We start from the raw sequence: 17503 nt of genomic DNA, 5'->3' as shown, positions 1-17503 counted from the left end.
TCTTTTCCTTCTACTACTCCACTTTCTTTAATTATATAATCTTCTACTGCTTTTCTATACTCTGTATTAGTTACATCGTCTAATTCAAATTCTCGATTTTTCAAAGGGTTCAATCCTTTGTTTAGAATTCTTTCTGCTAGTATTCTTACTACAACATTATTTATCATTATAATAATCCTCCTACTTTTTCATTTTCATTGAGTAAAATCTGATTTTCTAACTCTTGCATTCTCTTTTCTTCTTCGCTTAAATAGATTGGAATATCTTTTAAAATAAGTTCTTTTGTTGTTGGATTTATAGATTCTATATATTGTTTACTATAATCTATACTTCCATATTCAATATCAATACAATGTAATTCGGTTATTGTATCATGCTCCAATACATCCCCTGTTGCTTCTCCTGTTTGCAAGAGTATTTTACCTGTTTGGTCACATATAATTCTATTTGCTCTATTCATTTTATCACCTCTTTTATATAAATTTTATAGCATACCAAGAAAAGCCATAAGTTGAAAGAGAGGTTCTACTTGCAGGTATATTAATTCCATTATTATTAATATAAGCATCTTGTTCATTGTTTATATAAAATCCTGCAGTACAATTAAAATCTCGGTCATCCATTTTGCCTCTAGTAAGCAGGAGATTAGCTACAAAATCCCTTTTATTTGTAGACCAAGACATGTTACAAGTAGCAATAATAATATTTTTCTCAATTACACTACCAGTGCTAACAGTTTCATTTTCTGCAATAAAAATATTAGGTACAAATCCTAAATTATTAATATTAATCCAATGATATGGTTCTCTAATATATGTTTGTCCATATAACCCACCATATAGATTAACACGCTTAGAACTTTGAATAACAGTGGTAGTGCCACTTGCGACTTTATATTTAGTATTTAACTGTGTTATAGTGTTATTAGCTTGTGTTAATTTATTTACTAAGTCCTGCACACTAGCGTCTGAGCTGTCAAAACTCGTTTTAATTTTCTCTGATAACTCGACTAATGTATTATTTAAACTTGCTTCTATATTTTTAAGTGCTAAAGTATTTATAATACTTGTTTTTCCAACTTTAAATCCTGTATTAACTTCTGTTAATTTTATTGATATATCATTTAAATTTACATTTTCAGGTAGTGGCATTATATTCTTACTTATACTTAACACTTTTTCTGCTGTAGCATTATTACTGTCTGTAACAACTATTTTAAGCGTGTGTAGTGCATTATCTTCTAATGTGTAGTTAATTGTTTTCTCTGTTGTTAAATCTGTTGTTATAGTTTCTTTTAATACATCATCTATAAATACTTCTACCTTAGTTAATAGTGTAGGGTCTGTGTGGTCAGCTTGGAATGTAGCCTGTGTGGAGTTATAAGATGATACATTTAAAAACGGTAATGCTTGAAGTAGCGTTATTTTAGCATAACCATGTCCTTTAGTAGTATTATTTCCAGTTGCTAGGTTAGGATTTATCATATAATATTCAGAAGTTGGTGTATATCCAGCAGGTTTATAACTATCTTTAGTTAATACATAACCACTTCCGCCGCCTGCACTACTACTAACTTTGCTACCTGCACCACCAAACCAGCCACCACCGCCACCACATTTACAATATTGAGAATAAGTAATCGTACCTCCACCTAAGCCAAACGAACCATCGCTATGGAAATCCGCACCCCTACCACCATCGTATTGTGTAGCCCCTGGCGCATGATAAGACAACGTAGAAGTACCATTATTACCCTTAGTGCCACCACCTGCACTACTATAACCGCCTGTTGGCGTATCAGAATCATGTCCACCACCACCGCCTGCAACAATTATACGAGTTAATAAACCTTTTTGAGAATCCCAATCACCAGCAATAAGTCTTATATCAGTAGCTCCACCACCAGTTGAAACTCCACCAAAACCACCACCATTAAATATAGTCCATGCATTAGAACCATCTCTACCCTGTTCACCAACATAAACACTAAGAATAGTTTCTTTTTTTAATGTAAGCTCACCTTTAGCATAACCACCTAAACCACCATTACCAGCAGTTACACCTTTTTTACCACCACATGCCCCCCAACATTCTAGCTTGTATTTGCCAGGTTTAAACCGAGTATATTGCGAGCCTCCTGTATAATTAAAATTCCATTCAGTTTGCATTTTCTCACTCTCCTTTAACAATAAGTTATCAACTCATTTACACTTGTTGCAATATTAGATAACCCACCATTTACTTTTTCTTCTATATTAACCAATCTATCTTCAATTTTCTTAGATGAATAAGTAGTCATTTCAGACACTCTGTTATCATCTACAGTTGCATTTATAAAATGAGTTTCTGCATTTCCATTTATCACATAGACATTTAATTCTGACCTTGTTTCACTTCTAATTTCTATAGAATTATCATCTATAATTTTAAAGTTTGTAACTACATTTTCTTTTGTAGTAGCATCTATAATATTTACAACTATTCTCTGTGTTAACAAACCATGTGTTACAGTTGCTTTGAATCCATTTTCTGCATCCTCCACCCAATCATCAATTGTTATCGTTTGAGTAGATGCCACATTTGAACCACCTGCGATTAATTGGTCAATTTTAATATTTTGTTTCTCATTTTCTGTGTCAATTCTAGTGTTCAGCTCTGTTTTAGCAGTTTCTAAATTATTTGTTAATTCTGTTTTAGTTGTATCTATTTTAGTGTCTAACTCTTGTATGTCTTTTAAAGTTGCTAAAATTACTGTTGGGTCTACTTTCAAATTTACACTTGAAGTATTAGAAACTACTAAAATAATTTTTATAACTAAGTCTTTTACACTCCCCGAGTCAGCAGTTGGTTTGTACGTTTCTGGATATTTAGATACTGCAATTAGTTGTTCTTTTGAATCAAATATCCCTACTTCTCTTATCATAAAGCCACCCACACTACCTGGGATTACAGTTTCTATTACTATCCAGTTTGGATTTTCTTCGTCTATCTTTACATTATTTATAGAACCTTCCCAAACTACGTTTTTTAGAGAAGTTTGTTCTTCCGTTGGATTATATTCTGCCCCTGCTCCGTCACCAAGCTGTAATTTAACTAAATCTACTTTATTGCCTAAAGCTGTCGCATTTGCAATAGATGCCTTTCCTATCGTTGTCAAAAGTGTATAATATTTTTGTTCTGCCAACCTATACCACCTCCTGTCTAGGATATAATGTTACTTTTTCCATACTTCTATCATTACCTGTAGCTATTGTTAATTCTCCAAAACTTTCAAAGTTTGTTGGAGTATATGGATATATAGTAACTGTTTCACCTGTATTCATTGTAGAACCTGTAAACATAGAGTTTTGGTTAAATAAAACCATCTCAAACCTATGTTCTAAATGTGCAGGTTTTATTTCTTCTATTTTCTTGTCTAATTCTAAAATAGTGTTATAACTACAATTATTTGTTATAAAGCTAAGTGTAAAACTAAATAGATTACTAAATACTTCTACATCAACATTAGTCTTTGTATAAGCCTCTCCTATAGCTTTTATAACTTCTATAGTAGTTGTACCCTTACCACGCATTTTCGCTTTTATATTACTTCTTCTATCTTCTATACTTAAATCAAATCTATTTTTAATAGATAAAATATTTTCCCAGTAATCAAGTCCCCAGGTGGCTGTATCAACAAAGAATTGGTCAAAAGTATCGTCATACGTTTCTCTAAGCGTCTCCAGTTCTATGTCATAAGCTTCTTGTATTTTTCTAGTAATATCATTGTTATAAAAAGAAGGTAGCTTATCAATTAATTTCATTAAACCACCTCGCTAAATTCTAAAGTTGTCACACTTGGTACTTTGTCCTCTTCAAATACTATATTTTCAGCTTTATTATTTAAAATTAAGTTGCTAAAGTCATGTAGACCTTCAATAGATGCAAGTATTGCACTTACTTTAGTGTAAATTATTTCTTTATTAACATTTATTAAATAGCCATTAATGCTTTCTAAAAAACTTTCTTTTACAAAATCTAGTGTGTATCCTGCTTCTAGTTTTATAGTTGCACTTATGCTTATATTAAGTGGCGAAGGTGTTGCGACTGTTAATGTACATCCTATTGGCATTTCTGCCTCGATATGTTCTCTACATCTCTCGATTATTTCTGCGTCTACTGCTTGATTATTTTGACCAAATAAAAGAACTTTAACTGTCCCAGCACCATTCCATCTTGGATATACCTTTGCATTATATACACCTTCAACTTCTAAAGCCCACGCTTCATAATGTGCCTTATTTCCACTTGTAGCTTGATTTTTCTGTATTTTATAGAATCTCTCTTTTAATTCCTCATCTGTTTCTATTTCTGTACCACCTTGAAATGCTAAATTATTATAAATTCTTGTTACTCCAGCTATTTCGTCTTGTAACTTAAATTCAGTACTTGCAGGCATATTATATCTAATACCAATTTCTAAAGCCTGTACAGGGCTTGTATTTTGTTCGATTTCCGAACTAATTTCTATATCTTTGATTACTACAAATAATAACTCATTGTAAGAAATTATTGTTCCGTTTGGAATAATTGTTCCAGTTTTTCCTTCAAATATTACCTCACCTATTGCCTCTGTTCCAAGTTTTCTATATACTCCAAACTCATTTACTCTCTTATCAAGAAAATCATCGAAGTTATCTTCTATAAAAGCTTTCTTATGAAGATATGAAAGTTCTATATAGAATTTTGCTAATTCACTATTAACAGGAGATATCATATCACTTAAAAAAGAGCCTTCGCCCTTATAAACATTTAGGTCTATATTGGATAGAGTTCTGTTTTTAACAACATCATATGTTTGACTACTATACATTAACTTCCACCTCCCCATAAATCGTTGAAATTTGTATATCTACACTTAGTAAATCATCTATGAATTTTGTATTTGCAACACTAACATCTAATATATATGGATTAACTAATAAAGACTCTTTTATATATCTACTAGCTTCACTTTCTGTAAGACCTTTACTATATTTCTGCCCTATTAGTTCAGATAATTCAGTTCCATAGCCCCAGCTATAAATTTCATGTTCATACCTATTGGTTTTAATACATTTGTACACCCAAACTTTAATAGCTTCATTTCCTTCAACAATCTTAAAATCTCCATTTTCTAAAACAGGCTCATCTTTTTCAAAATTCCAAGCCACTTCACGAAAAATCGGTAATTCTTCAGTTTTAGGTAAGATATAATCCTCTGGAACACCTATAAAAGGAAATATTGTACTCATTATAAGCTCACCAACTTACTTACAACAGCAAATTTATCACCTATTTTAAACATTATAACCATGTTATCTTCCTCAAAGGTATCTATAAATGGATTTTTTACTTTATGTTGGTGTTCTTGATTCGTTTCTGTGTTAAATGTTTCTATCTGTCTATCAAGCATCCAACTATCTATCAAAATATCTTCTTTTTCTAATATGATGCTATTTGTCTCTATTTTTAAATCTGGTAATTTACTTTTAATTTTTCCAATAAAAAAAGAAGGTTGATTGTGATATTTTCCTTCTTCTCTTATTATTCCTATAAATTCATTTATTGGATTAGCCACTATATCACCATCCTTATAATACTCTCCTTGCTGTATTAAAATCTTTTCTACTGCTTAATTTTCGTATTCTAACATTTTTTCCGGTTTCTGGAGCCTCAATAAACTCTCCGTTTCCAATATAAAGTGCAACATGGCTTATAGGATTTTTAAAGAATATTAAATCTCCCGCTTGTAGATTATTTTTTTCTACTTTTTTACCTTTTGTTGCTTGCTGTCTTGATGTTCTTGGCAGATTAACATTAACTTTCTTAAAGCAATATACCATTAACCCCGAACAGTCAAAATTACTAGGTCCATTTCCACCCCATTTATAAGGCTTCCCTAGGTGTTTTTTAGCTTCTGCTATTACTGTACCTGCTTTTCCTGTCGCATTTGTATATCCTGTGCCATCTCCAATTATTATGCTTCCTTTTCTTCTTCCAAAATCATAACATTCTTTTTCGCTAGACATTAGTATATCTATTTTATATACTCCATTAACTACTTTAATGACTCCTCCTCTATCCGTTACTGTATAGGTTTTACCATCTATTTTTGTCCCTGCACATTTTGCTTGAATTTTTGTCTTAAATTTAAGTTGGCTAGGTGCAGCACAAGTGTTATTACTTGGTACAAGCTTTTTATTGTCCATTGCTTGATAATAACCGCCTTGAAGCGGGTCATTTGAAGGATAATAAGCTGTAAATTCTGCTTTTACTTCTTTTCCATTCAAAGTACCTTCGCCACTACTAAAATCTGAACTTTCTTCCTTTTGCTCGTCTTGTCCTGCTGTCTTTTCATCCATAATATTTTGGAAGTTTAAATCTAAGTCTATCTCATAATTTCCGTTGCTATCCCAATTATGTTTATCTGTGTCTATATAAAATAATCCAACTAAACCAGTATAAGAATCTTTTACTTTTACCCCTCTACCAGTTATACAACTTACGTCACCATATCCTTTCAGATTGCAAGTCTGCTCTATTCCTTTAAATTCGCTTTCTATATCTACAGTACTATTTTCTTGTTGCTGTATAACTTTTTGCATGATTACTCCAACATCTTTAAAGATTTTATCGTCTACCTTTTCACTAATCTTATTACCATACTGGTCTACAACTAATACCTTGTTTTTTACATTCTCCATACTTTCTGAGAAGCTTGTGTTAATAAGATTAGCCCCTTCTTCAAACATAACATTTAGTGTAATAGTCCCTTTTTCAATGACATTAAATTTATCTATATTAGCTTCTATCATGTACTTTTTCTTAGTTGTCTTACTAGCTTCTGTATATGCACTCATTATAGTGTCATAACCAGTTACACCAATAAACATCTTAGTGTATTTAACATTAGTCTTAGGTATGTTTCCGACTGCAAGTTTATTGTCATTAAATACTTGTTTCGCAATGTCTTCAACTAACTTGTCTTTAAAGTTATATGACACTTCGCTTTGAGTAAGTAAAAACCCCATATCTTTAGATACAAAACTAATACTATTGTTGCTAGAGTCTTTAGACCTATTAATTATCATTCCTCGATAGATTTCTTTCTCATCTACGTAGAAACAAACTGTACTAGCTATAGGTATATTAATTTGCTGAAAGTTAACATCAGAAGCTGACTGTACTATAGAAAACTCTAATGTCCTTGATGGGGACTTATAATCACCTGACCAAGTTACCTTTTCTACTATGTCAGTTATATTATAGATAGCTCCATTTTTTATATGGACCTGTAATTTTATATTATTAATCTAAATCACCTTCTTGTCTTTTCGATTTATAAGTGATTAATTTATGTTAAAACCTTTAAATGGAGATAATTTTAAATCAGTCAATTTACTTAACTTTAAAAAAGTATCCCAAAAATCTGATTCTCTATTATCTCCAAAACATTTATCTAAGTATTTGCAATCTGTACAAGGGAAATCTAAGTCTTTTTCATTGTGCATGAAGCTTTTTATAGCTCCAATTTGTATAAACTTACCTATGCAATACAAGTCTTTTTCTGAAAGTTTTATTTCTTCTTGCATAATAACACCTCTTTCACATTTCTAATCTGTAAAACCTGTACCTGGACATATTCTTACTCCTGTAATTTTTGATAATTTTGTGAATGTGTCCCAGTGCGCATAACCATATCCACTTTTAAAACATTCTCTTTCATACTTGCAAGTTTGGCAAGGGTCTAATATATCATGTTCTTCTCTAAAACATCTCTTTATAACGTTTATTTGAATATGTTTTGCCATACAATATAAGTCTTTTTCTGTTAAATCCTCTTTCGTTAGACCATAGTTTTCTGGTATTATTCTTACTTTCTGCAACTCTATCACCTCGCTTAAGGAATTGTTAACACCCAACCGTCCTTTATTAAGTCAGGATTTTTAATTAACTTTTTATTAGCATCATAAATTTTCTTCCACAAATCCCCATTTCCATAATATTTTTTTGCAAGTGACCAAAGACTATCTCCTTTACCTACCTTATGAGTTTTTTGTTTATTTTTAACTTCAAATCCTTTTGTGATTGGCACATCTCTTACTGATGTTATTTTTCCATCTGAAGATTTTATGCTAGGTATCTGTATTCTTTTGTATTCTTTTAAGCTTAATGTAAAATACACATCTCCTGTACAATCTTTTTCTTCATATTGAAAATCTGTTATAATACATTCAAAATTTATATTTGTTTCTGTAACTGTAAACCTTAATATAAAACCTTCATTCATCCATCTTTGAATTTTATTTACACAGTCATATGGTGATGGGAAGCCTGTATAATCACAGTAACTTGCTTCATTCTTAGGAAAGAAACTAGATATTTCTGTAGTTCTTAAGCCTACACCTCCAAACACTGCAATTTCCCCTGTTTTCAAGACATTTGAGGTATTTACTATTGCTTTACTGTTTATTTCAAAAGAAGATGGAAAAACAGGAAATCTAAAGGTGTCATTTGCTTGTCTAATCCATATTTCCAATTACATCACCTCTATATCTTTTCTAAAGATATTAAAAACTTAGCTTCATCAATTATAGTTTTTTCAAAAGCTTTATCCAAATTTTCATACCTAGAAATATCTTCTTCATTTGAATACTCATGTATATCTTCAATTAAATCTTCTTTTGCTTGTATTAAAAAACTTAATCGTTTTAATGAGTTAATAAACTCTATATCTTTGCCTATCATAATCACCTCATAATAAAAAGCACTTACATGTTTGCAAGTGCTTTCTGTATATTATAAATTTAATAATTCTTTTTTCTTAGCATTAAATTCTTCTTCTGTTATTGCTCCCATGTCCAACAATTCCTTTAATGTTTTTATTTGCTCTAATGAACTATTACTTTCTGTATTTTTTTCTATACTATTTTCATTATTTCCATTTTGAATTATAGATAACATAGATAATATTTGTTGTGCAGAATCATATGCATTTTTATATATAAAAGAATCTGTTTTTGTTTGTGTTGTAATCAAATTGATATATACATTTGGATAATTTAAGTTATTAAGTGTTATTTTTATTTTGAGACTATTTACAACTGTCTTTGTCTTCTTTTTCCCTGTTACACCTCCAACTACAGCTCCTACTCCTCCAAATAACACTCCCCCTGCTATTGCTTTGCCTAAACCACCTTTTATTATACTTTCTTCATCTTCTACTAGTTCATATTCTACAATCTCATCAAAAGAAAAAATTTTAGGGTTTATTTTTTTCCCTATAGAACCATCTGGTATTAGACATTTTCTTTGTACTTCATCAATTTCTAAATAAACAGATACTTGTTTTGTAGTGTTGAAGTTATCTAACTCATCTAGATTATTACCTCTTTTTTCAAGAAGACCTAGAATGTCCTCCTTTGTAACTTCTTTATTTTTTTTATTTAAAAATGCTGAACCAAAAGCAGGATTAAGGACATACTCTATTCCTGTACATCTTTGCAAACATTTTTTACATACATATCCATCTTTAATTTTCAGATTTTTAGTTTTTTCTCCACATATTACACAATTTTCTTTAGAACTAAATAATGCCATATATTTATCCCCCTAAAATATAATGATATACTACGATTATAGCACATACTCACATATTTTAGAGTTCTATGTTTCTATACACCACCTGCTAAATTTAACTTTATTTCATTAACTAACATCTTAGTTAATTTAGTCATATCAGCTTCTTCTTTAACTGTAACACCACCCCAATTTATATTTATGGTAATATTATTACTTTCTTTATTATTAGTAGTTTTACTATCAGTTTTATTGATGGTATTTTGCTGAGTTCTTTGTGTTATAGCTTCTTTATACTTACTTGTATAGTCACTTTCTTCAATTTCTTGTGGTTTATACATTCTCTGAGTTAAATTACTAACTACATTGTCAATATTGCTCTTCAAACTTGGTAATTCTACTTTTATACCTTCCCAAATTCCTAAAGGAAGGAATCTACCTACTAAATCTCTTAATTTCCAAGAAGGGGAATGTACTCCAAATCCATTTTTAAATCCATCTATTACACCCTTTGCAAAATCATTTACTTTTCCTTTTAACCAGTCACCAGCTCCAGTTATACCATTCCACAACCCTTTAACAACATTTTTCCCTATGTCCAAAACTTTTTTAGGTAGTGATTTTAAAGTGTCCACCACTGTGTCAACTAACTTTTTAGCTCCTTCTCTGCCCTTAGTAGCCATTTGACTTCCCCAGCTTGCTACTTTTTGTACTGTGCTTACTAGCCAAGTCCAGATACGGCTAGGCAAAGTTTGGAAAAATACTACTATATTGTTAATAATCATTCTAGCGTAGATTTGAGCATATGCTATCATAGCCATACCCCATTGACCTATTTTTTGTACTGTGCTTACTAGCCAAGTCCAAATTTTATTAGGTAATTGTGCAAAAAATGTGCCTATATTATTAATCCATATAGGCACATTTGTAACTAGGTAAGTCCAAACAGAAATACCCCAAGATATTATTTTCCCTAATGCAAATCCTAATCCATAACCAATTTTTGCAGGTAATTGTCCAAACCACACTCCAATGCTATTAATCCACATTGGAATTGTTTGCGTGAAGAAAGCTACAATAGCATTCCAGCCATTTATAAATGCTTGTTTTATATTATTCCACATTTCTCCAAACCATTGTCCTGCATTTGAAAAACTGGTACATAAATCATTCCAAGCTTGTGGAATAGTTTGTGTAAAGAAATTACATATACCACCCCAAACTTTTGTGGCTGTTTCTTTTATATTATTCCAAGCATTTATAACAAAATCTCTAAAACCCTTGTTTGTATTCCACAAGACTACAAGACCTGCAACTAATGCGACTATAGCAATTATAGCAACACCAACTGGTCCTCCTAGTGTAGCTAAAGTAGCACTCCAAACTTGTGTTACACCTTGAGCTATAGTCATCTCTCCAGTTAAAACTCCAACTAAAACTTGAAATCCACTTAATACTGTGCCTGCTTCTGCCATGCCAACCATGTAAACCCGCACTGCCAATTTAGCCGCAACCCAAGCTTTTTTTAATGCTACAATACTTTTAACTGCACTAGTCATTATGGAAGCTGTTTTTATACTAACAAAAATACTAGCGATAGTAGGTCCATTTTTAAGAACCCAACTAAGACTCTTAATCATAGTTGGCAATGCCTTTGTTGCAACTTTTATAATCGTAGATGTTAAATCCCCAAAAGATTGTGCAATTTGAGAAACACCTGCTTTAAGTGACCCACTTGAAAATTGTTTATCTAAGTCACTTAAACATTTTATTCCTGTTTCAGTAGCATTTTTAAGAGGTTCTTTTAGTTTACTATATATCTCTATACCTAGATTTTTAAAACTTTCTTTTAATATTCCCACCTTAGATTCTAATGTATTAGACATCTTTGCATATGCACTTCCAACAACATCAGCTTGAGTGGACATAGCTTTTAAATTGTTCGTATATTGCTCTGAATTTTGACCACTAAGTGCGAGTGCAGCTTTCCCTGCTTCAATACTGCCAAACATATCTATTAAACTTTTTTTATTCTTTTTAGCACTTCCATCCATGAGATTTAAGATTTCATTAAGCGGCACTCCTGCTTGCATTAATTCTTTAAAAGATTTTCCTGCGTATTTAGTTCCTTTTGTAGCATCTAATAAAGACTTATTTGCTACTGTACCAGTTTTTCCAAGTTCCGCAAGTAAACTATTTAATTGTGTTGTAGCTTGTGCTGTTGGTGTTCCTTGTGCTGTCATATTGGCAAGTGATGCTCCTACCTGTTCAAAACTAAAACTCATTGCAGATGCAGTTGGGGTTACTTGTGCTAATGTTGCTCCTAATTCTCCAACCGTAGTGATACCTTTATTTTGTGTCTGCATCATAATTTTGTGAACTCTATCAGTTTCAGATACATCCATCTTGTAAGCATTTAATACTTTTGCTGTTGCTGTTAGAGCTGTGTCTATATCTGTAAATCCTGATTTAGATAATTTAGCATTTTTAGTCATGAAGTCCATTGCTGAACCCATATCTTTTGTAACAGGAATGCCCGAAGATAAAGCATTATATAGACTTTCTCCAATAGAAGATGCCGCAATTCCTGTATTTTTAGATAACTCTAATACTTTATTATTCAAGTTTTCTGTATCTACTTTAGTGTCTCCAAACATTGTCGAAGTTTTTGTCATTGCAGTTTCAAATTCTGCACCTGCTTTAGATGCAGAAACTAATCCTGCTCCTATTCCAGTCACAATCCCTACTCCTGCTATTTTAGCTGCATTGCTTACTTTTCTAAATTGTTCTTGTAATCTTTCTTGTGCTTGTGATGTTGTATTAGTTTGACTTTGAAGGGCTCTAGTAGCATCTCTAACTTGTCTTAGCGTCCTACTAGCTTCATCTCGCATTCTTATAACAGCTTCTAAAGCTCTACTACCTGCTGACATACTCTACAGCCCCTTTCCAAAACTCTCTATTTCTTCTATTTTTTCATCTATTTCTTGGTGCATAAAAGCTTTAACTATGTGTTTTTCTCCATATTTAACTCTATAAAAAACAGATGGCATCATTCCTTTGTACTTAAATAATAAGTACATTAAATTAACTTCACCATCTGTTTTTATTAGTTTTTTATTTTTTCTTCTATTCTTTTATCTTTTTCAGAATTAGATTCGCTATATCCGTTTAACTCACATATTTTGTTATATAAATCATTTATTTCACCTGCCAACAACATTTTTCTTAGTAATTCTCTTGGTGTTGGAGATTTAAAATGTTTTAATAATTCTTTATCTTTAAATGTTTTGCAAGAAGCTAATATAATATTTGTTTTCATTTTAAAGTTATCCAAATCCTTTAACGAACCATTTTCTATTTTTAATCCACTTGACTGTAATTCGTCAAACGTTTCGGGTTCTAATGCTGTGCATTCAAAAGGTAACTCTATACCTACTTTTTTGCAAAATATTTTGTATGTCATGCTTGGCATTTTAATTTCGCCTGCATCCATTTTAAGCAGTAATTCTACTATATTTTTTACTTCTGCTGCTTCTTTTTTATCTACCATTTCTTTTTCTAATTTATTTTCACTCATATCTTTTTCTCCTTATTTAATAATTTTTTATATTTCATCTAAAAATTCATAATCCTCAAATGTGAAAGAAAATTCTTTTTCTCCCTCTTTTCCTAATTCCCAATCTATAAGTGGTAGGTTATCAAAGCTTACACCAGTTACACAAACTCTTTCTGCTCCTTTTGCATCTGGGTCAGCAAGTTTACTAATGACAGTGAATTTTAATTCTTTTCCTTCTTTTATAACTTGAGTCCCATATTTTAATAACTTTGAGTCTACATGATGCATAGTTAAAGACCCTTCTGCACTAGCATCTATTACTTTTTGACCTTTAATCATTTTTCGTGGTTTAGCTATTTCAGCTTTATTAAACTTTATCTCAGCTTTCATACCCTTACATTCAGCTAACTGCACATCATCCAACCAAACCTCTCCATAAGTCCCATTTATAACATTTTTACTTTCAAAACTTGTAGCCATATTTTCACCTACCTTCTACATTTGAACTCTTATATTTATATCTTCCATTGCATCAACCAGTTTTAGATTTATTAGGTAAAATCCGTTTGAGCCAGTATTAGCTTCTTTTATTTCATTCTCTTTCATTTTACTAACATCTACTTTTTTGCTTTCTAAGTATTCTTTTTGCTTCTCTAAATCAATTTCAACAGTAAAGTTAGAGTCAATTAACTCTTGTTTTGCTAATTCAGTTAAATAAGATTGTACAGCAACAATAAATAAACATTTGTTGTCATAAGTGTTTGGACATTTACGCAAATACTTTTCTACATAAATATTTTTTATATCTTTGCTTATTAAATCTTTTATATCAACAAGTTTGATTTTTTGAAACATTTCTCCTTTTTCTGCTGTTAGAGTTGTAAGAGAATTTACACCTCTAGCAACCCTTATAGCCCCTGACAATCTTCTTAGTATTAATTCTCCCGATTGTACTTTAGCGTCTGCACTAGCTTTGTCTATCTTTGTAATAGATTCAACTTCATCAAGAGGTGCATAAGTAATTGACTGCGTACTTGGAGTAGATGCTATAAGAGAAGCGATACGTGGTGTATATTTCTCTGCTGTTATTTCCTCCCCACTAATTGTTACATTTTCAGTAAAATTTATGACTGCTTCATTATCAGCTTTAATATTTGCTAATACTGCCTTAGCTTCTGTACTTTCTTCTTCTCTTATCTTCTTTATCCAAGTTACAATTTTTGTTTTTTCTGCTTCTTCTGACTCGGGCATACATAAGTAATTAAATTCTACAGATTCTAATTCTTCTAGTATATCCTCAACTTTTCCATCCTCTGTGAAAGTACTTATAATAACTTTACTTGGTCTTAACACCTTCTCATTATCAGTAGCCCCTACAAATCCATATTTAACATATTTTTTATTATCATCACTTAATGAAGTTGGTATATCATCTTCGCTTGTAAGCTCTTTATACATCTTTGTTGTATCTTTCAATATAATTGCTACTATTCCAGCTCTGGAACGCTGTATAAAGCTCGTAGCCAGTTCTTTAAATTCTATATTTATATTAACTAATCCAGCCATTTAATCACTCCTTCCTTTAAATCTCATATTTAGTTCTTCCATTAATTCGTGTTTTTCTTCTTCAAAATAAATTTGTTCATAATAATTTATAGATATAAGAAATTGAACATAATTTCCTATTTCATCTTTTTCTATACTTCCATTTTTCTTACTGAAAGTTAAATATCTATCTTTTATTTTTATATTTCTAGTGAATATGTTCTCTAATTTATTTAAAATATCAAATAAATGTGTTTTTTTCTTTTTCAAATTAGGTAAATATTTTATATCAACTAAAAAGCTTTTTATATCAGTTCTTTTAGTCGCTATTTGTGTTTCTTCAGGTATTATCTGCACAAAAAAATAAGGCTCTTTATTGTCTTTTATGTTATATTCTCCTGCAACTATAGTTTCTTCAAAATTATTATCTATAGTTTTAGTAAATGAATCTAGTATTTCATTATAACTTAGCAACACACCACCTCTAGTTCCAAAAATCTATTATTATCTGATTTAATTCATCATCAATTATACTACTCATTTCATCAACGCTTCTTGCCAACATAAATACACCTGGTACAAAGCTAATTCCGTTAGGCTTAGGTCTATAGTTTTCGCTAGTTCCTGTTCCTTGCCTAGTTCTATGACCATATTCTAAATGATAAATGTATTCAACATTATTTGATACTACACCCTCAAATAGATTAAGCTCTTTATACTTCCAGCTCTTTCTAGCTGTTCCTCCATCAACTTTAGCAACTGGTGTTTTAGGTTTTACTTTTCTAAGCAGTTTATTACCTATATTGTTCTTAGCCCTTCTTAAGTTCTTTGACATTTCCCTTCCTTCTCTTTCTAAATCTCTTATTAATGTGTCTAGACTGTTAAATTCTATCATTTAATATCTTTCCTTTAGGGTCAAATTGACTTGCAAGTGGCTTGAATAAGGAAATGGTTTAGATGCAATAAAAGTTTCTACATTTCCATTTTCTAAAGTTATATCAAGTATATCTCCAACTATCAAATCTACTTCGGGTCTGCAATATAATTCAAACGCTGAAATAGAATTTGTTATATCTGTATCCACGATATTAGGTATATTTCCATTTAAGCCACAAGGCACACCTTCTGCAATTACAACATTCTCGTTAAAATCTGTAACTCCTGTGTCTTCATTTTTAATACTTATACATCTTCTTATTGTCATTTTACAAAAGTAAGTCAATGCTAATATATCTGCTTCTGCCATGTTACCACTTCACTTTTCTAAAATTATTTAAAATATTCTTATCCTTTTGAGATAGTTTTATTTCCATTAATTCATCTGTTGTTTTAGCTGTTGCAACATTATAATTTACAGAATAACCACCACGAGAAATTGAGCTGATTTTTCCATTATCAGCACTACTAACTAATACAGTCTCTTTTAACTTAACAATAACTTTATCCTCTACAATACCTTCAAGAGTAGAATTAAGTGTTTCTATATTGCAGTATGCAAGAACTAGAGTAGTGTATTTTTTAATGTACAACTCTATTAAACTATCATAAGTATCATCTTTTAAATTTAAAATTAATTTTATATTATCTAGCATTTAATCACCTCAAAATAAAATAGAGAAACTAAATACTATTTAATTTCTCTATTAATTCATCTTTTTTTAGTTTTGAATAACCTTCTATGCCATTTTCTTTTGCTATGTTTCTTAATTCTTCAAGAGTTAAATTTTCTGTATTAATACTTTTCTTATCTTCTAGTAACTTAAATCCATCATACATTAACTTTTCTTTTTCAGATGTATCATTAACTATTCTTTCTATGTTATCTCTTATTAATCTATACATAATTTATCTCCTTTTAGGCTGTTGGTTTAGCATCCTTAAAGTTAGCATATACTAAATTAGAATTTAGATTAGTAACCCATAACTCGTGGTATCTTCTATAATCCATAGCCCAAGAATTACCACCTTGATAAGTTAAAGGGTCAAATATTCTCATTTGGTCTTGCTTTGTAACAGCGATAGGTACATCTCTTCCTGCTATTATAAAATTACAATCTAGTGCTTTGCTACCTTTTACATATCCACCTTGCTTTTGACCTTCTGATTTTCCATCATATAATGTTATTGATGAATACATTCTATTCTGAGGAGTCGCTATAAGCGGACAAAAATCTATTGTTGGTACTTTTGTAGTTATTCCACCTTTGCTAAAATCAATAGCCATTAATTTTTCTAATGTTTTTTCTTCAACTGCTGTTAATGTATCATAAGTTAAATGAATTACAAGTTCACCAGTATATCCCGTTTCCCTTATTGTTGTTATTCCTTTTTTTATTTTACTTATAACAGTATCTTTATGTGGTGCATATCCATATTCTACATTAGTATCATTTTCTACATTCATAGCTACAGTAGCTAGTTTACTTAATCTATAAGCATCAACTTCTGGAATTACTTTTGTCCTTTGGAATTTTCCCATAATTTCACTTGCAGTTAATGTGAAATTAGTTTCATCAACATCGTTTGGGTCTATTGTAAATTTTCTTCCTCTATCTTGTGTCATTGTTTTTGTTTCATAACTAAACTTTATATCTCCATTTGCATATCCATCTGATGAACCTCTGTTATAATCCCCTAGTCCATCAACTTCTAGAGAAGGTATTTTTATTTCCTTACCTCCATTATATATCGCTTTTCCCGCATTAGCATCCATCCACCCTGTTAGAAGTGTTTGTATTGCTGAATCATCAAGTGCTTGCTGTATAATTGGTGCATATTCTATTGTATTTGCCATTTTAACAT

24 protein-coding genes are annotated in these 17503 nt (G+C 30.9%); all 24 read right to left on the bottom strand.

The genetic code is table 11. The features are described 5' to 3' along the window. Window positions 1-166: 166 nt before the first annotated feature. Window positions 167-460: a hypothetical protein gene (locus tag KGF36_RS16250; protein ID WP_227854893.1), complete on the bottom strand. Its 294-nt coding sequence runs from the start codon at window positions 458-460 to the stop codon at window positions 167-169. A gap of 13 nt (window positions 461-473) precedes the next feature. Beyond that, window positions 474-2168 carry a glycine rich domain-containing protein gene (locus KGF36_RS16245; RefSeq protein ID WP_227854892.1) on the bottom strand — a complete coding sequence of 565 codons (1695 nt, stop codon included), beginning with the start codon at window positions 2166-2168 and terminating at the stop codon, window positions 474-476. 14 nt (window positions 2169-2182) lie between these two features. After that, complete coding sequence (locus KGF36_RS16240) at window positions 2183-3184, bottom strand: phage tail protein (RefSeq protein WP_227854891.1); 1002 nt, start codon at window positions 3182-3184, stop codon at window positions 2183-2185. Window position 3185: 1 nt separating this feature from the next. Then, window positions 3186-3803: a putative phage tail protein gene (locus tag KGF36_RS16235; RefSeq protein WP_227854890.1), complete on the bottom strand. Its 618-nt coding sequence runs from the start codon at window positions 3801-3803 to the stop codon at window positions 3186-3188. Next, window positions 3803-4852: a baseplate J/gp47 family protein gene (locus KGF36_RS16230; RefSeq protein WP_227854889.1), complete on the bottom strand. Its 1050-nt coding sequence runs from the start codon at window positions 4850-4852 to the stop codon at window positions 3803-3805. Before KGF36_RS16230 ends, KGF36_RS16235 begins: the two co-directional genes overlap by 1 nt. After that, entirely contained in the window at window positions 4845-5273 is a 429-nt protein-coding gene (locus KGF36_RS16225; RefSeq protein ID WP_077710344.1) for a DUF2634 domain-containing protein, read from the bottom strand. The genes KGF36_RS16230 and KGF36_RS16225 overlap by 8 nt, the downstream gene beginning before the upstream one ends. Further along, on the bottom strand, window positions 5273-5599 hold the full coding sequence (locus tag KGF36_RS16220; RefSeq protein WP_077710345.1) for a DUF2577 family protein: 327 nt from the start codon (window positions 5597-5599) through the stop codon (window positions 5273-5275). Before KGF36_RS16220 ends, KGF36_RS16225 begins: the two co-directional genes overlap by 1 nt. A 13-nt stretch (window positions 5600-5612) precedes the next feature. Then, window positions 5613-7112: an NlpC/P60 family protein gene (locus KGF36_RS16215; protein ID WP_227854888.1), complete on the bottom strand. Its 1500-nt coding sequence runs from the start codon at window positions 7110-7112 to the stop codon at window positions 5613-5615. Window positions 7113-7370: 258 nt separating this feature from the next. Continuing rightward, entirely contained in the window at window positions 7371-7613 is a 243-nt protein-coding gene (locus tag KGF36_RS16210) for a hypothetical protein (RefSeq protein ID WP_227854887.1), read from the bottom strand. A gap of 21 nt (window positions 7614-7634) precedes the next feature. After that, window positions 7635-7916 carry a hypothetical protein gene (locus KGF36_RS16205; RefSeq protein ID WP_227854886.1) on the bottom strand — a complete coding sequence of 94 codons (282 nt, stop codon included), beginning with the start codon at window positions 7914-7916 and terminating at the stop codon, window positions 7635-7637. 5 nt (window positions 7917-7921) lie between these two features. Further along, complete coding sequence (locus KGF36_RS16200) at window positions 7922-8560, bottom strand: LysM peptidoglycan-binding domain-containing protein (RefSeq protein ID WP_227854885.1); 639 nt, start codon at window positions 8558-8560, stop codon at window positions 7922-7924. Window positions 8561-8571: 11 nt separating this feature from the next. After that, window positions 8572-8769 (bottom strand): hypothetical protein, encoded by a 198-nt coding sequence (locus KGF36_RS16195; protein ID WP_227854884.1) that lies wholly within the window; start codon window positions 8767-8769, stop codon window positions 8572-8574. Between the two features lie 51 nt (window positions 8770-8820). Further along, the gene (locus KGF36_RS16190) at window positions 8821-9621 is read right to left on the bottom strand and encodes an SHOCT domain-containing protein (protein WP_077710280.1); all 801 of its coding nucleotides are present in this window, start codon (window positions 9619-9621) and stop codon (window positions 8821-8823) included. A 74-nt stretch (window positions 9622-9695) separates the two neighbouring features. Further along, window positions 9696-12530, bottom strand: a complete 2835-nt coding sequence (locus KGF36_RS16185; protein WP_227854883.1) for a phage tail tape measure protein — start codon at window positions 12528-12530, stop codon at window positions 9696-9698. Between the two features lie 3 nt (window positions 12531-12533). Beyond that, on the bottom strand, window positions 12534-12680 hold the full coding sequence (locus KGF36_RS16180) for a hypothetical protein (RefSeq protein WP_227854882.1): 147 nt from the start codon (window positions 12678-12680) through the stop codon (window positions 12534-12536). Between the two features lie 26 nt (window positions 12681-12706). Continuing rightward, the gene (locus tag KGF36_RS16175; protein ID WP_227854881.1) at window positions 12707-13177 is read right to left on the bottom strand and encodes a phage tail assembly chaperone; all 471 of its coding nucleotides are present in this window, start codon (window positions 13175-13177) and stop codon (window positions 12707-12709) included. A 27-nt stretch (window positions 13178-13204) separates the two neighbouring features. Then, window positions 13205-13636 (bottom strand): phage tail tube protein, encoded by a 432-nt coding sequence (locus tag KGF36_RS16170; protein ID WP_054271802.1) that lies wholly within the window; start codon window positions 13634-13636, stop codon window positions 13205-13207. Window positions 13637-13651: 15 nt separating this feature from the next. Beyond that, window positions 13652-14722 carry a phage tail sheath subtilisin-like domain-containing protein gene (locus KGF36_RS16165; RefSeq protein WP_227854880.1) on the bottom strand — a complete coding sequence of 357 codons (1071 nt, stop codon included), beginning with the start codon at window positions 14720-14722 and terminating at the stop codon, window positions 13652-13654. After that, on the bottom strand, window positions 14723-15178 hold the full coding sequence (locus tag KGF36_RS16160; protein ID WP_227854879.1) for a DUF6838 family protein: 456 nt from the start codon (window positions 15176-15178) through the stop codon (window positions 14723-14725). It lies immediately after the preceding gene. Between the two features lie 7 nt (window positions 15179-15185). Further along, window positions 15186-15596: an HK97 gp10 family phage protein gene (locus KGF36_RS16155; protein ID WP_083289659.1), complete on the bottom strand. Its 411-nt coding sequence runs from the start codon at window positions 15594-15596 to the stop codon at window positions 15186-15188. Beyond that, window positions 15597-15947, bottom strand: coding sequence for a hypothetical protein (locus KGF36_RS16150; RefSeq protein WP_227854878.1), 351 nt, complete (start codon window positions 15945-15947; stop codon window positions 15597-15599). Between the two features lies 1 nt (window position 15948). Next, the gene (locus KGF36_RS16145; RefSeq protein WP_227832191.1) at window positions 15949-16293 is read right to left on the bottom strand and encodes a phage head-tail connector protein; all 345 of its coding nucleotides are present in this window, start codon (window positions 16291-16293) and stop codon (window positions 15949-15951) included. Between the two features lie 28 nt (window positions 16294-16321). Continuing rightward, on the bottom strand, window positions 16322-16543 hold the full coding sequence (locus KGF36_RS16140) for a Rho termination factor N-terminal domain-containing protein (RefSeq protein WP_227854877.1): 222 nt from the start codon (window positions 16541-16543) through the stop codon (window positions 16322-16324). 13 nt (window positions 16544-16556) lie between these two features. Continuing rightward, window positions 16557-17495: a hypothetical protein gene (locus KGF36_RS16135; protein ID WP_227854876.1), complete on the bottom strand. Its 939-nt coding sequence runs from the start codon at window positions 17493-17495 to the stop codon at window positions 16557-16559. Between the last annotated feature and the right edge of the window lie 8 nt (window positions 17496-17503).

It is taken from the genome of Clostridioides sp. ZZV14-6009 (genome assembly GCF_020658095.1).
In the GTDB taxonomy this organism is placed as follows: domain Bacteria; phylum Bacillota; class Clostridia; order Peptostreptococcales; family Peptostreptococcaceae; genus Clostridioides.
The sequence above is the reverse complement of the archived record's forward strand: the minus strand, read 5'-3'. Positions and strand labels throughout refer to the sequence as shown.

Excerpts from the sequence above, each read along its gene's own strand:
- KGF36_RS16250 (WP_227854893.1), bottom strand. The coding sequence starts at position 460 with ATGAATAGAGCAAATAGAATTATATGTGACCAAACAGGTAAAATACTC.
- KGF36_RS16245 (WP_227854892.1), bottom strand. The coding sequence starts at position 2,168 with ATGCAAACTGAATGGAATTTTAATTATACAGGAGGCTCGCAATATACT.
- KGF36_RS16235 (WP_227854890.1), bottom strand. The coding sequence starts at position 3,803 with ATGAAATTAATTGATAAGCTACCTTCTTTTTATAACAATGATATTACT.
- KGF36_RS16230 (WP_227854889.1), bottom strand. The coding sequence starts at position 4,852 with ATGTATAGTAGTCAAACATATGATGTTGTTAAAAACAGAACTCTATCC.
- KGF36_RS16225 (WP_077710344.1), bottom strand. The coding sequence starts at position 5,273 with ATGAGTACAATATTTCCTTTTATAGGTGTTCCAGAGGATTATATCTTA.
- KGF36_RS16215 (WP_227854888.1), bottom strand. The coding sequence starts at position 7,112 with ATGATAATTAATAGGTCTAAAGACTCTAGCAACAATAGTATTAGTTTT.
- KGF36_RS16210 (WP_227854887.1), bottom strand. The coding sequence starts at position 7,613 with ATGCAAGAAGAAATAAAACTTTCAGAAAAAGACTTGTATTGCATAGGT.
- KGF36_RS16195 (WP_227854884.1), bottom strand. The coding sequence starts at position 8,769 with ATGATAGGCAAAGATATAGAGTTTATTAACTCATTAAAACGATTAAGT.
- KGF36_RS16190 (WP_077710280.1), bottom strand. The coding sequence starts at position 9,621 with ATGGCATTATTTAGTTCTAAAGAAAATTGTGTAATATGTGGAGAAAAA.
- KGF36_RS16185 (WP_227854883.1), bottom strand. The coding sequence starts at position 12,530 with ATGTCAGCAGGTAGTAGAGCTTTAGAAGCTGTTATAAGAATGCGAGAT.
- KGF36_RS16180 (WP_227854882.1), bottom strand. The coding sequence starts at position 12,680 with ATGTACTTATTATTTAAGTACAAAGGAATGATGCCATCTGTTTTTTAT.
- KGF36_RS16175 (WP_227854881.1), bottom strand. The coding sequence starts at position 13,177 with ATGAGTGAAAATAAATTAGAAAAAGAAATGGTAGATAAAAAAGAAGCA.
- KGF36_RS16170 (WP_054271802.1), bottom strand. The coding sequence starts at position 13,636 with ATGGCTACAAGTTTTGAAAGTAAAAATGTTATAAATGGGACTTATGGA.
- KGF36_RS16165 (WP_227854880.1), bottom strand. The coding sequence starts at position 14,722 with ATGGCTGGATTAGTTAATATAAATATAGAATTTAAAGAACTGGCTACG.
- KGF36_RS16155 (WP_083289659.1), bottom strand. The coding sequence starts at position 15,596 with ATGATAGAATTTAACAGTCTAGACACATTAATAAGAGATTTAGAAAGA.
- KGF36_RS16150 (WP_227854878.1), bottom strand. The coding sequence starts at position 15,947 with ATGGCAGAAGCAGATATATTAGCATTGACTTACTTTTGTAAAATGACA.
- KGF36_RS16145 (WP_227832191.1), bottom strand. The coding sequence starts at position 16,293 with ATGCTAGATAATATAAAATTAATTTTAAATTTAAAAGATGATACTTAT.
- KGF36_RS16140 (WP_227854877.1), bottom strand. The coding sequence starts at position 16,543 with ATGTATAGATTAATAAGAGATAACATAGAAAGAATAGTTAATGATACA.
- KGF36_RS16135 (WP_227854876.1), bottom strand. The coding sequence starts at position 17,495 with ATGGCAAATACAATAGAATATGCACCAATTATACAGCAAGCACTTGAT.